General features: G+C 64.9%; 13 protein-coding genes and 2 pseudogenes. 7 read left to right on the forward strand and 8 right to left on the reverse strand.

The genetic code is table 11. From position 1 onward, the window contains the following. The 4 genes from P8R42_06590 to P8R42_06605 all read left to right on the forward strand — a co-directional run. A partial coding sequence (locus P8R42_06590; protein MDG2304314.1) for an integrase core domain-containing protein occupies positions 1-187 on the forward strand: 187 nt, incomplete at its 5' end. A 91-nt stretch (positions 188-278) separates the two neighbouring features. Next, a complete protein-coding gene (locus P8R42_06595) occupies positions 279-668 on the forward strand; it encodes a hypothetical protein (protein MDG2304315.1) in 390 nt (129 codons plus the stop codon). A gap of 458 nt (positions 669-1,126) precedes the next feature. After that, a complete protein-coding gene (locus tag P8R42_06600; GenBank protein ID MDG2304316.1) occupies positions 1,127-1,588 on the forward strand; it encodes a pyridoxamine 5'-phosphate oxidase family protein in 462 nt (153 codons plus the stop codon). Continuing rightward, positions 1,540-2,031: a hypothetical protein gene (locus tag P8R42_06605; protein ID MDG2304317.1), complete on the forward strand. Its 492-nt coding sequence runs from the start codon at positions 1,540-1,542 to the stop codon at positions 2,029-2,031. Before P8R42_06600 ends, P8R42_06605 begins: the two co-directional genes overlap by 49 nt. A 416-nt stretch (positions 2,032-2,447) precedes the next feature. Here the strand turns inward: P8R42_06605 and P8R42_06610 are convergent, their stop codons facing one another. Further along, positions 2,448-2,708 (reverse strand): hypothetical protein, encoded by a 261-nt coding sequence (locus P8R42_06610; protein ID MDG2304318.1) that lies wholly within the window; start codon positions 2,706-2,708, stop codon positions 2,448-2,450. A gap of 617 nt (positions 2,709-3,325) precedes the next feature. On the opposite strand from P8R42_06610, the gene P8R42_06615 reads away from it, so the two are divergent. Further along, on the forward strand, positions 3,326-3,640 hold the full coding sequence (locus tag P8R42_06615; protein MDG2304319.1) for a hypothetical protein: 315 nt from the start codon (positions 3,326-3,328) through the stop codon (positions 3,638-3,640). Positions 3,641-3,782: 142 nt separating this feature from the next. Here P8R42_06615 and P8R42_06620 read toward each other — a convergent pair whose 3' ends face one another. The 7 genes and pseudogenes from P8R42_06620 to P8R42_06650 form a co-directional block, all read right to left on the reverse strand. Beyond that, on the reverse strand, positions 3,783-3,923 hold the full coding sequence (locus P8R42_06620; protein ID MDG2304320.1) for a hypothetical protein: 141 nt from the start codon (positions 3,921-3,923) through the stop codon (positions 3,783-3,785). A gap of 301 nt (positions 3,924-4,224) precedes the next feature. After that, positions 4,225-5,649: a hypothetical protein gene (locus P8R42_06625; GenBank protein MDG2304321.1), complete on the reverse strand. Its 1,425-nt coding sequence runs from the start codon at positions 5,647-5,649 to the stop codon at positions 4,225-4,227. 338 nt (positions 5,650-5,987) lie between these two features. Next, the gene (locus tag P8R42_06630; protein ID MDG2304322.1) at positions 5,988-6,509 is read right to left on the reverse strand and encodes a Coq4 family protein; all 522 of its coding nucleotides are present in this window, start codon (positions 6,507-6,509) and stop codon (positions 5,988-5,990) included. Positions 6,510-6,524: 15 nt separating this feature from the next. Further along, positions 6,525-6,713: pseudogene (locus P8R42_06635) on the reverse strand (hypothetical protein). Between the two features lie 12 nt (positions 6,714-6,725). Then, positions 6,726-6,899, reverse strand: a pseudogene (locus P8R42_06640) (transposase). 100 nt (positions 6,900-6,999) lie between these two features. Further along, positions 7,000-8,667, reverse strand: coding sequence for a glycosyltransferase family 39 protein (locus P8R42_06645; GenBank protein MDG2304323.1), 1,668 nt, complete (start codon positions 8,665-8,667; stop codon positions 7,000-7,002). 907 nt (positions 8,668-9,574) lie between these two features. Further along, the gene (locus P8R42_06650; GenBank protein MDG2304324.1) at positions 9,575-10,285 is read right to left on the reverse strand and encodes a glycosyltransferase family 2 protein; all 711 of its coding nucleotides are present in this window, start codon (positions 10,283-10,285) and stop codon (positions 9,575-9,577) included. An 18-nt stretch (positions 10,286-10,303) separates the two neighbouring features. Here P8R42_06650 and P8R42_06655 point away from each other — a divergent pair, with 18 nt between their 5' ends. Then, positions 10,304-11,770: an NTP transferase domain-containing protein gene (locus tag P8R42_06655; GenBank protein ID MDG2304325.1), complete on the forward strand. Its 1,467-nt coding sequence runs from the start codon at positions 10,304-10,306 to the stop codon at positions 11,768-11,770. A 14-nt stretch (positions 11,771-11,784) separates the two neighbouring features. Then, positions 11,785-12,612, forward strand: a complete 828-nt coding sequence (locus P8R42_06660; protein ID MDG2304326.1) for a methyltransferase domain-containing protein — start codon at positions 11,785-11,787, stop codon at positions 12,610-12,612. Positions 12,613-12,831: the final 219 nt, after the last annotated feature.

A 12,831-nucleotide genomic window follows, 5' to 3' on the forward strand; every position in this document is an offset into this window, starting at 1 on the left:
GGAACTGGAGCGTGCGATCGGTCGCTTCGTCGAGCACTACAACCACCGCCGCTACCACGAGTCACTGGACAACGTGACTCCAGCCGATGCATATCATGGGCGGCGCACCGCGATCCTGACGCGCCGAGAACAGATCAAGAAGAAGACAATGGCCCGTCGTAAGCGACAGAATCTACGCGCCGCGTAGGCGGGCAAACGTGCCGGAAGTGTCTCTTATAAATCGACCCCAAAGATCCCGACTCAGCTGACGACGTACAGAAGGATGGCTGGCGGACCGAGTGCGCGTTCGAACCCTGGTGTGGGCGATGCTCGCTTGTGAATCCGTCGGCTTCGCCGCAAGCGCCCATATCGGACACCCCATGGGCTTCCGTGCCGCCGCGATCGGCCTCGGCCTCGCCGCCGGACAGTTCGGACTGCTCTCGTCGGTGGGCCTCCCGCGACTCTTCGGTCGCCTGCACCTCGGTGCGATCGCCGGTGCGAGCATGACCGCGGTCGTGGTAGGCAGCGCGATCGGCCCGAGTCTTCTTGCGGCGAGCCGCTCCGTGCTCGGGTCGTACGGGCCAGTGCTCCACGTGCTCGCGACCCTCCCGCTCGGGATCGCGCTCGCGACCGTGCGGCCGCTGCACCCGAACGACGTGCCACCCTCGACGCGCACCAAGCGGACCTAGCGGACCAATGTTCCCCGCCGGCGTCGACTGCTGGGTCACGACGCCGTGACGTGGTCGGAATGGCGCTGCACGCCACCGCGCGGCCGGGAACTACGAAGGGTGCCATCGGCGCGAAGTCGTACGCATCGACGGGCAACGACATCTTACGCATGAGCGACCATTGCAGCGCGCGCGTAGGATCCGAAGAAGCCGACGGGGTCCGAGGCCTGCCCCTGCAGCACGCTGTACTCGGATTTCCTGCTTCGTCACGAGAAGCACTTCCGGAACGACCCCCGGATGGCGCTCATGCTGAAGAACCTGGACCACCTGGACTCGGTCGGGTCCTTCGGGTGAGGTAGATCACCAGCCGTGCCCGCTGGCAGGAAGCCGCCCTGCAGGATCGGGACCCGGCCGGCCCGTGCGCTCGGCAGCCCCCCGCTTGACCCCCGCCTGCTTCGTGGTCTGATTAGATCGGACTCATGATGACGATGTCACCGAAGCTCCGGGGGCCGTGGAACGCGGCCGAAGTCGCCGCGTATCTCGACGGGGCGCGGATTCCGGTGCGGCTCGCCTGCACGAGGGGAGCCGACGGGCCGCTGATCGTGTCTCTGTGGTTCGAGCACCGAGACGGCGCGTTGTGGTGCGCGACGCAGAACTCGTCGCGCACCGCGAAGTACCTCGCCCAGGACGACCGGTGTGCGTTCGAGATCGCGGGCGAGACCCTACCGTATTCCGGGGTCCGCGGGCAGGGGCGCGCGACGCTCTCCGAGGCCGAAGGCCCGCGCGTGCTGGCCCGGCTCATCGAGCGCTACCTCGGGGCCGAAGATTCATCGTTCACCCGGTGGCTCCGGAGCCGCGCCGAGACCGAGGTCGCGATCCGGATCGATCCGACATGGATCACGAGCTGGGACTTCTCAGAGCGGATGAAGACCGGCGCATGATCGGGCTCGCGTTGCTCGCGAACGCAGGGGCGACGCTGGCCCTCGCCGGCCTCATCTGGACCGTGCAGGTGAGTCTCTACCCACTGTTCGCCTACGTCGGCCCGGCGAGCTTTCCCGAGTACCACCGTCAGCACTCGAACCGGATCACTGCCCTCGTGGGACCGCTGATGCTCGTCGAGCTCGTCACCGCGGTCGCGCTCGCCATCTGGCCGCCGGCTGCGCTCGGGCGTCTGCCATTCGTCCTCGGGCTCGGCCTCGTTCTCGTGGCCTGGGCGTCGACCGCGTTCGTGCAGGTTCCTCTGCACGGAGCGCTCGGGTCGGGCTTCTCGGCGGAGATCCAAGCGCGCCTCGTGCAGACGAACTGGCTGCGGACGGCCGCGTGGTCCGCCCGCGGCGCAGTCGTCCTCTGGATGCTCGCACGCTTGCTGCCCTCGAATGTGTGACCCGCCGGCGCAGGCGTGCCGCCGTCGTCGAGGCGAATCGCCCGACGAGTTGCGGAGGTGACCCTTCAGCGGTTCGAGCGCATCGAGGTGACGCGGGGGCGGGGATCGAGGCGCGGACAGCCGACATGAAGCACCCTATCGGACGTTGGTGTGCCCCTCCCGCTGCCTCATGAACGGGGCCCGGGTTCCGGACAGGACGAGGACTGGCATTGCGTCAAGGCTGAAGCCCTCCGCGACACAGTTCTAGCTGATAGGAGCCGTTCCTTAGTGATCCGACCTATCCTCCGTTTCTTCGCTTTGAACGAATCGGGCTCCGGCTTCTGCACGTCGGTGAGCGTGATGCCGTGGCAGACACCTTCGTCGGAGAGGATCTGGGTGTCGACGCATCTGCTGGAGAACGCCGCCCGTGTCCCCGTTCAGACCAAAGGGCCAGCCATGCCGAAGTCGCCATCGAGGGGCGACGGGGTTTCCCACAGCGTGGTTCCGTCCGCTGCCCATACCGCAGCCAGCGGCCAGGTCGCTCCGTAAACGAACCCGTTCTTGAACGCCGGCGGGCTGTACCAACAGCTCGACCTCGAGGCGTCACAGCCCCCATACCTCCACAGCTCCACGGGCTCCTGCACCGCTGCACTCGCGGTGCCTGCCAACACCGCCGGCGCCAGCAACAACGATCCCACTTGTCGACTCGCACGGGCAACAAGCGAAATGGTGCCAACGTGGTCCTTGTCTTCGGGCTCCATACGTATTTCGCCTGGCAACGGTCAGAGCGTGCAGATCTCCGTGCCCTCTGGGCATAGAACACACTCGCTGCTGCCCGGGACTGCCCCGTACGATCCGGCGCTGCATTCGATGCACTCGGTCGTGCCCGTGCCGGGTTGAGATGCGCCGGGCCACACTCGAGACAGCTCACCGAACCCGAAGACGGCTGGCATCGACCGGCACTGCACTCGACACAACTTACCGATCCGATCCACTTTAGACCTGCCCCCCATCCTCGCACGGGCAAGGGGAAAAATTGCCGGAGCACTCGAGTCCCGACGTCGGCAGATCGAGCCGACTCCGAGCCTTGGAAGCGGAACGTCATCCCACCCATCGCTGCGCAACACTTCAGCCTCCGCCCCAACAATCGGTCCCTCCCATTCGTACCCGGCGATGGCCCGCGTGGGGCAGCGACCAAGACGGGGGCGCGAGCTCGGCCATGCCCGGGCCGGACGCCAGGCGTCGCGATGCGAGTCCCCAGGATTTGGGACACTTCACCCCTCGCGCCGGCCGCGGGAGCCGATACGGTACAACCATGGACGGCACGACACCGGAATGGGTTCCCCTGGAAACCGCTCGAAGGGACCTCCTCCCTCGCCTCGAGACGCTTCAGCGTATGGCCGAGAGCTCCGATGAGCATGAACGCGCTGGCTTCTTTCGCGGGATTGCACATCTCATCCGGCGCGCACGCGAAACCCACGAACTGATGGAGCCCTTCATGCTTCTGTCCACCAGTGCCTTCCAAGGGTTCACGCTGACGGCACCCGAAGCGATGGTTCTCGACGAGGCATTGGAAATGGCGAGTCACATGTCCGAAGTACTCGCTCGCGACGACGGACCCGTTCACTGACGAACAAGGCGGCCAGCCACGACACCTCCCAGCTAGACCGAGTCCCAATGTACGAAGTCGGCTTTCACCCAGGTGCGACCGGGCCACCGCGCCTTCAAGATCTCGGCATGGTGTTCGCTTCGGCGGCTCGAGTCTACGGACGTCACTCGGTGTCGGTCGCCCTCTGCTCGAGGTCGAAGTCGGGTGTTCCCACGGTCACGATTCCCAGGTACCCGTCGATCGTGACGTACTCGCCCGTACGAAGGAGACGCATCGCCCCTTGAACTCCGTTGACGCAGGGAATCCCAAGTTGCGGATAGCCGACATGAAGCCCCTTTTTGGCTCCAATCCGACCTAACGGCTCCTTACCGGACGTATGCGTGCGCCTCGTTCTGCCTCATGGGCGCGCGGCCTGCGTTCGGTTGGGCGTCATGACTGGGAGTCTCTCTGGGGGAGCTTGGGCACGCAAGGGCTAGGTTCCCGCGTGCCCTACGCCGATTGGGTATGCGTAGCAGCGCCAAGGCCGTAGCTACCACTGGTCCCCGTGCGGCGATGCCCACCCCGGAGCGCACGCATATTGAAGACGCACAGGGCCGGCGCACGCATCACAGAAGGCCTCGGCTCTTGACCACGAACGCCTTTGACGCCGAGCCGTAGCCCGGGTCCTCCGGTACCGGCGGACACACGGCCGGAAGGGGCGGGTCTTTCTCCCCGAGGAACTTGCGGGTCGTGTCGTTTTTGATCGCGGGTGCGCGTGCGGGAGCCGAGGCGCACAGCTCGATGCCGGTTCCGAGCTTCAAGCGAACGGCCATCTCTTTCTGCGGGGCGTCGGCGAGCGGGTAGATGCCGTCGCCCTTGCCCGAAACGACCAGGCTTCCCTTGCCCAACACGACCTTCTTGATCGGGCCCTCGATCGCCTGGCTATCCTTATATTTGTAGCCGGGCAGGGCGGCGTTTCCGGTCTGGCTCCACAGAGCGGCCGGGAGGTCGTGGGTGTAGACGTCGTCCGGCGTCCCGCCGACCTTGTAGACCGTGAGAGTCGCGCCGCCGCCGCTGGAGCCGGCACTGGTCGGGTCGCCCACGCTGCCGAAGTCCGGCTCGACGACGCCGCTCGGTCCGTTCTTCGACTTCTTCGAGCGGAAGGTCAGCTTCCTCTTCTTGGGTTCGATCGGGAGAGTATCGTCGTCCTTGAGCTTGAACGTGCCCGCCCGGATCACGGTCACGGCATACGTGGCATTGTGGGCATCCATGATCGCCTGCGCGATGGCGTTCAGGTCCGTGGCCCAGGGCGGCGAGTAGCCGTAGGTGAGCAGGTCGATGTCGTAGATCCGGTTCAGCCACACCAGCTCGCCGAGGTCCTTCAGGATGTCGCCCGCGTGCCCGAGGTTGTCGGTGTGGAGCGACGTGGTGGCCGGACCCTGGACGGCAGTGATGCCCGGTAGGTTGCCTGCGTCGAAAAGCAGCCGAAGCTCCGGCCCGCTCTGGCCATAGGGGTTGCAGAAGATCTCCACGCCCGGATAGAGCGCCCGCAGGGCGTCGACGAGGTCCTGGTGCCACGGCCCGGTATGGGTCGCGTGCCAGGCGCTGTCGTAATCCGCGGAGGTGTAGCTCGCGGGGTATGGCAGCCAGGGGAGCGCGAGCATGAATCGCGTGTTCGGGTTCTGCGCCAGCGCGTAGTCGAACCAATTGATGAAGCCCGTCAGGGTGGGGTAGTCCGTGTGGGCGGTCATCCCGAACAGCTCGACATCGCCCGCATCCAGGTAGCCCTGGATCAGTGCACGGGTGACGGGATCGTTCCACAGTGCTTCCGGTGCGCCATTGGGCCCGCCCCGGAAGACCACGTTCTGCGTATGGCCGACGATCCCCGCCTGCGTGGCGTGGAACGGCATCTCGTCGGCGAAGGGCCGGAAGAAGCTGTGGCCGATGAAGACCGCCTTGATGCCCGGAGGCTGGGCGTGGGCCGAGGACCCGGCCGCCCCGACGAGGGCGGTCGCCGCCACGAGGAAGGTCGCGAGTTGCTTCAGTCTCATTCTGGTGGGCTCCATGTTTATCGAGGTCTCCAGGGGTCGGGTCAGATCACGCGGTCCGTGGCTGCGCCAGGGCAAGAAACCGGTCCGAGGCACTGAGATTCCCGAGCCGAACCTTTGGTAAAAGATGCCAGCAAGAACTCTCACCGTCGACCGAAAAACCACGGGATTGGCTCCCGCCGCACCGCGTCGATCGCGGCCTTCGGATCGAAGCTCTCCCACCCGAAGATCGCCCGGAAACAGGGCTGATGCCGGGCGAAGGAATCCGCCATGTGGTCCCGTGTCCGGCACCGACCGTTCGGGTCGTAGCGCAGAGGGCCATCCGCGGCGGGCGCCGCCGTTCAGATCAGATCGTACTCGGCTCGTAGCTCGTCGAGCGGACTCTCCCAGTGGTCTTCCCAGTGGACGGGAAGCAGAGACTTCGCTTTCCGGCCGAGCGCCCAGCCTTCGGTGATGGCGTCCATGACGACCGGCAAGAGCTGTGGGTTGTAGAGCACCATCTGAAGCGGGCGGCTCGCGATGATCATCGCGGGGTACGGAGCGGGGCTCTGCGCGACCGTGAAGCTGAGCACGCGAACTTCTCCGAGCGGCGTCGTGTCGAATCCGGTGAGGACGTGAAACAGGTCGTGGAGTTGGAATCCGCGCTCCGCGAGATATCCCACGTCGTCGTCGCGCGCCCGGTGGGCCGGGATGAAGGCGGACTCGCGTAGGAGGTTCGCGTCGAGTCCGTTCTCGGTCAGGTAGCGTTCGAACTCCTTCCCGAGGGTGCCCGCGGGCAGCGTCGCGAGGTGCGCCACGTCGGGGACCGGGCTCAGGTGCCGGTCCTCCAACATCCCCGGCGTATCCGGGCTGGCCATCGCCATCGCGTCTGTGATGTGTCAAGTAGCGTGAGACACCTTCAGCTTGTTGCTGCGTAGCTTCTCTCGAAGCGCTTCGTACGGTGTCCCGCCGCGAAACGCGCCGTGCGGTCGGTGGTAGTTGTAGAAGTTCTCCCACTCCTCGAGTTTGGCTTCGAGATCGACATTGTCTTTGTACGTAAGCAGCTGATAGAAATCCTGCTTGTCGGCTATCCGCTGCGCGGCCGACGAAATGCCTGACTCCAAGCCCCTGTCGATACGATCCTGGCGACGCCAGTCATAGATCGTCTGCTGGCTGATGCCGAGATTCGTGGCGACCTCCGCGACGCGTCTCCCGGCTTCGACAAGCTTCAGTACCCGTCGCCGAAACTCCGCCGGGTAACTCTTTCCGCCCATGCTGTCCTCCTCCGACAGCAGCTCTAGATTCCAGAAATCCGACTCCGTGAAAACCGGGGCACATCAGTCTCAAGGCGTGCGTGTGGGCCTGCTTGCGAGTTTACCGATCCACGCTCTCGAGGCACGCGGGCAGGCGACCGGCGCAGCCGACGGGCGGCGGCGCGGTCCACTCGATCGGGCTCTCGACGCCGATCACGCGATAGAGATTCATGCGTTCGGTCTCGGCGATGGGCACGATCCGAGGGAGATCCCGTCCGCGATTCGCCTGCCGTCCCGCGACCTGCACGAGGTACGCAGGACGTCGCAGTGAAAGAAACGCACGGCGAACCTTCGGGTAGTTGAAGTCGAGTGGAACCGCGGTGGCGGGATTGCCACACCAAAAGGAGACGCGCCATGGATCGTGCGCGGTCACGAACGTGTTCCTCGGGATCTCGTGGCAGAGAGCCTGGGTCGAGCGATCCAGCGGGGTGAGCATGGGTTCGAGGCTCTGCGTGTCGCGCAGGGGCCATCCGAAGTTCGGCCCGATGACGTGGCGAGGGTTCCCGAGGACGACGATCGCGGCGATCGTGACTCCAAAGGGCACAAGACTCATGGATCGCGCGAGGACCCCGGCAGGGAGGGCGCGGGCGGCGTATTCGCAAAGATCGTCGAGCAACGCGATTCCGCAGAGCGCGCCGGTGACGGCCGTGAGCAACGGGTAGCGAAGTCCATCCCAGTAGCCAAGCGTCAGGGCGGTGACCGCGGTGAACCCCAAGGCACAGAATGCCAGGAACCGCCGCTCGACCTGGTACTTTCTCCCGCCCCATAAGCACCAGAGAATGCCGGGTGCCCCGAGCCAGCCGATCCAAGAGAACCGATCGGTCGAGAACAGCTGTCGGTACATCCCGAACAGGAGTGTGCCCACGCGCTTGGCGACGTCTGCGGGCCGATCGAGCACCAGTTCGAGCAAGCCGGCGGCCGGTTCGAGCGAGAAGCCCTCTGCCGCGCGAGAGTCGAGGTAGCGCCCCAGGAGCGCGTAGCCCGAGTAGGGGGTGTAACCCGTCCACGCGAGCGTGACCTCACGGATGACGACGAAGCCGAACACGAAGGTCGCGAGATAGGCCCACGCGGGCACGTTTCGAAGCGTGGGTCGCGGTCGAGCGCTGATCATCATGGCGACGAACGCGGCCACCGCCATCCCGGCAAGGTTCGGTCGGGTGAGCCAGGCGATCAGCGTGAGGGCGGCACAGAATGCGGCTCCACCGATCGATTGCGATGCGAATCGCAGGCTCCACGCGACGAGCGCCACGCACGCCACGGCGGTGGTCTCGGTCATCGGGACCCGACTCAACTGGACCCACGCCGGGAAGACGCCGACCCAGAGCGCGGCGGCCGCGGCCGCAGGGAGCCGCATCACGCGTGACGCTCCCAACGCGAGCAGTCCGACGGCGAAGGCGGACCACACGGCATGCAGGTGGATGATGGTGAGCACGCTGCTGCCAAGCCAGAACGCGATTCCGAACATGAACGGGACGAGTGGGGCCCGAACGGAGAACGCGGGCATCACCTGACCCGCCTCCGGGATTTTGTACCACTGCACGGGGTCGACGAAGCCAGTTCCCTGCGCCCACGAGTTGCCGATAAGCAGGTACTCCGTGGCGTCCGGCCACAGAAGCAGGAGTCGCTGCGCCGGAGAGTGCAGCAGAGTCTCCGCAAGGAAGACTGCAACGACCAGACCCCAGAGCGCGATTGGCGAGGGGGTGGTCTCCGAGTGGTCGGGCCGAGTCACGAGCGTAGTGTCCTCAAGAATGCGGCCCGGTGCAAAGGCGTGTCGGCCCTCGCTCGCTCTTGGCGGTCGACCCGCTTTGGACAGGCTTCGGGGCGGCCCTGCACGAGCCGCGTCCTTCCCTTTCCCGGACGAACGGGCGCGTCCGCTTTCTGCCCGAAGTAGGCGGGTCGCCGCAGTGCGAGAAAGTCGCGCCGCACGTGCGCGTTGTTGAAGTTGCGCGGTACTTTGATGTCTGAGTTCCCGCTCCTGAAGAAAATCCCCCACCGGTTGCGCTCGGGTGACGTCACGGCCGGAATCCTGGAGGCAGTCTACTCGGCGTAGACGATCGCACTGCTTCTTCGACGCGAGCTGTTCTCGCGTCTCTTCCTGTCCGAGCTCGGCTGCCACGGCATCGTTGTCCGTGTACCAGGCTACCAGCGCGGCCTGAAGATCGCGCGTAATCTCCGGATGTTGCGAAGCGGCATACCGCCGCTGGCCAGGGTCTTCGTCGAGTCGGTAGAGCTCGTCCGCGGTGCGGGTCTCGAAGACGCGGGACGGCGCCGAACATTCCGTCGACGTACGCCTCCTGTTTGGGCAGTGAGACTCGCCCGACGGAGTTCACTTTCGGCCGTGGCCTGGTCGGATTTTCTGCTGGTGTCGGCCGTCGAGCCGGCGTGCGCTGAGCCCGGAGCCGGCCTTCGCTTTGCGTCCGAAATCCGAGATCCAAGATCGGCTTCGTTGTGAGCGCGCGGTTCGGCAGTGTCGCAGTGCGATTCGGAAGGCGAGCCAGAGATTCCTGTCGAACCGTACGACGCTCGGGCTGATCCCTACGAGAGGAACAACGTCGCCGCTGATCCGGCGCACCCGGAACTCATCAAGCAACTGAAGGTGAGGCTGAGAGAGCTCTCCGCCTCCTAAGGCGACCTGCTCAGTTGGACCCGAGGCCGATGCGGAGGCTGACGAGCCGCCGCACGAACTTGATGAACTCGGGTATGTGCCGCATCTTCGAACTTCCCGTGCTGCGCGGCGTGTACCCCGCCGGTACCTCGGCAATGGTCACTCCGGCGTGCGCGAGTCGTGCGGAGAGCTCCAACACGAACTCGAAGCCGCTGCTCTCGAGCTGACCCAGCGGGAGGGCGCGTCGCTCGAAGGCGCGAATGCCGGTGTAGAGATCCGTCAGCCGCTGGCGAAAGAGGAGGTTGAACAGACCCGTGACGAGGCCATTTCCGAGTGAGCGGTACTTCTGCATGGCCGGGGGGGATTCACCGCGAGCCAGAAACCGTGACCCGATGACCGCATCGGCTTCGCGGAGCTTCTCGAGCATCGCCGGGATGTCCTCGGGCCAGTACTCGAGGTCGGCGTCGATCACGATCACATGATCGCCGCTGCCATGGCGCATTCCATCGAGCAGCGATCGGCCGTAGCCCAGATTCTCGTCGTGCAAGACGAGGTCGGTGACGCCGCCTTCGACCAGAAGTTCGATCGTACGGTCGGTCGATGCGTTGTCGACGAAGATCATCCGGGCGCCCGGGCACGCCTCGCGCAGGCGGTGCAGAAGTTCCGGGATGGTCTCTTCTTCGTTGTAGATCGGGACGACGATGTCGGTGTTGTTCAGCAATTTGTTGCGTGCCCCTTGCACCTCCTCTAGCTTCGGCGAGTGCCCGAAATCTTCGGTCTGATCCCCGCCGCCGGGAAGGGTGTTCGCGCCTATCCCTACACACAGGAGCTGCCAAAGTCACTCCTCGAAGTCGATGGGAAGCCGCTGCTTCAAGGCAACGTCGAGCTCATGCGAGACGAGTTGGGCCTGCGGCGGATCGTGGTGGTCGTCGGACATCTCGGCGACCGCATCCGCGAGTTTCTGGGCGACGGATCGCGATTCGACGTCGAGGTTACCTACGTCGTGAACGACCGGCTCGACCTCGAGCTCCCGTACTCGATCTACCTTGGTTCGAAGCAGTTCGAGGGACCGTGCTGCATCGTGCTGGCCGACGAGTGCTACGTCGGCACGAATCATCGTGACCTTCTCCGTACGCCGACCGACGATCTCCTCACCTGCGCGATCATAGAGGCCGAATACCCGCGTGCGGTTCGCAACAACTACACCGTGGAACTGAACGGCAGTCACGTCGTTGGTCTTCACGAGAAGCCGCAGGTCGTCACGAGTCTGCTGATGGGCACCGGAACCTATGTCGTCCAGCCCGAGGCGAAGCGGCGTCTCGCCGAGACCTTTGCAAAGGGCCGGAAGGGGCCCGGGGACTGGACCGGATGGATCGACCAACTCGCGCGCAGCGGCGCACCCGTCGGCGCGTTTAAGCTCGATGGTCACTACGTGAACGTGAACAATCGCAACGAGCTGAACCACGCCAACCACCTGCTTCGGGAGCGCGAGTTCGCGAGCCGGACCACGAGCGTGGTGTACGTCTCCGATCAGACGGAGGTCTCCGCGGAGGCGGCGATTCTCCCGTTTGCGGAACGCCCGGAGGTCTCTGAGGTCGTCGTCGTTACCCGACAGGAGAGCCCGTCCCTCGAGGCTTCGTGCCAGCATGAGAAGATCCGGATTCTCGTCCACGACGATCCCTCGGCCCAAGTGGGTGATCTTCTGCGAGCCGGTCTCGACGCCGCGGTCGGCGACATGCTGATTACGACATTGTCCGACGACACGTTCGCCCCCCGCGACATCGCGAAGCTTCTGACCTTCCTACGTGACGCGGATCTCGTCGTCGGCACGCGAACGACGCGACAGATGATCGAGCAAGGCTCGAACATGAGAGGCGCGGTCCGGATTGCGCACCTTTTGCTGGCCAAGCTGCTGGAGGTGTTCTGGTGGCGCTTCGATTCCCGGTTCACCGACATCTGCTGCGTTTACCGTGGGGTGTGGCGTAATACCTATGTCCTCATTCGGGACCAGCTCGAGAGCCACGGGGTGGAGATCTTCCCCGAGATAGTGATCGAGGTGCTGCGGGCGAGAAGGCGTGTCGTCGAGATTCCGGTGAACTACTACAATCGCGATCTAGTCTATTCGCACGTTCACTCACGCTATCAGAATGTTGGAACATTCCTTCGAATCCTCAAGATGATGGTGCACAAGCGCGCGGAAGAGCTTCGGCTCTCCCGGCCCAGCTAGCCTCGGAGCTTTCCGTGACCGAAACCGTTCAATCCAGCACGCCTCCCGGCGACGAGGCCGACGAGTATCGTCGGCTGGAGCGCGAGTGGCAGAACACCGTCGGGAAGGATCTGCTCGACATTCCATGGCAGCAGCCAGGTGCGAAGCATGTCTTCGAGCGGCAGTTTCAGCGCATCGCGGAATGCCTCGACCTCGAGTCCCCCGGCACGATCCTCGAGATCGGCTGCGGCAAGGGGCACCTTCTCGAGTGGCTGCAGAAGTCGGCGGCGAGGCACGGGCCCAGGCTGGTCGGCATCGACGTCTCGGAGGCGATTGCGGGTGCGGCCGAGCGCGGACTTCTCGGTTTCCGCGCCGACGGTGAGTTCCTGCCGCTGGCCAACGAGAGTGTACGGACGATCGTCTACGACGGCGCGCTTCACCATCTGATCGACTACGAAGCCGGCCTGCGGGACGCGTACCGCACGTTGGCGCCGGGCGGATCGTTCGTCCTCTTCGAACCGGTTTCCTCGCCGTTCAGCCGGTTGGTTCATCGCGTCGTCGACCCGATCGTCTTCAAGAAGGTCGTCTACGAGTCGCCCATCGATCAGCACTACAAGGATCACTTCGAGGAGGATCGTGTTCTGGCGACGCTGAAGGAACTCGACATGGGGCTCTCCTTCAAGCGCACGGACTTTCTCGCCTATCCGCTGACTGGTTGCTACGCCGCCTCCGCCTTCGGCCGGTCGCCGCGCTTGATGCGGTTCCTTCTCGGAGTGGAAGGCGTCGTCGAGAAGGTGCCGCCGCTGCGGTGGTTGGCGGAAGTCGTGAGTTGGCGATTTCTGATCATCGCCACGAAGAAGTAGCGGGCGCTAGGCTACGTCGACTCGCTCTCGACGCATGTTCGTCTAGCGCCGCGGACTTGGTCCCGTTGACCGTCTCGCCTGTGATGTGTCAAGTAGCGTGAGACACCTTCGATCTGTTGCTGCGTAGCTTCTCTCGAAGCGCTTCGTACGGCGTTCCGCCGCGAAACGCGCCGTGCGGACGGTGGTCGTTGTAGAAGTTCTCCCACTCCTCGAGTTTGG

The sequence above is a fragment of the Candidatus Binatia bacterium genome (assembly GCA_029243485.1).
GTDB lineage: Bacteria > Desulfobacterota > Binatia > UBA12015 > UBA12015 > VGTG01.

Excerpts from the sequence above, each read along its gene's own strand:
- P8R42_06605 (MDG2304317.1), top strand. The coding sequence starts at position 1,540 with ATGGATCACGAGCTGGGACTTCTCAGAGCGGATGAAGACCGGCGCATG.
- P8R42_06615 (MDG2304319.1), top strand. The coding sequence starts at position 3,326 with ATGGACGGCACGACACCGGAATGGGTTCCCCTGGAAACCGCTCGAAGG.
- P8R42_06600 (MDG2304316.1), top strand. The coding sequence starts at position 1,127 with ATGATGACGATGTCACCGAAGCTCCGGGGGCCGTGGAACGCGGCCGAA.
- P8R42_06625 (MDG2304321.1), bottom strand. The coding sequence starts at position 5,649 with ATGAGACTGAAGCAACTCGCGACCTTCCTCGTGGCGGCGACCGCCCTC.
- P8R42_06630 (MDG2304322.1), bottom strand. The coding sequence starts at position 6,509 with ATGGCGATGGCCAGCCCGGATACGCCGGGGATGTTGGAGGACCGGCAC.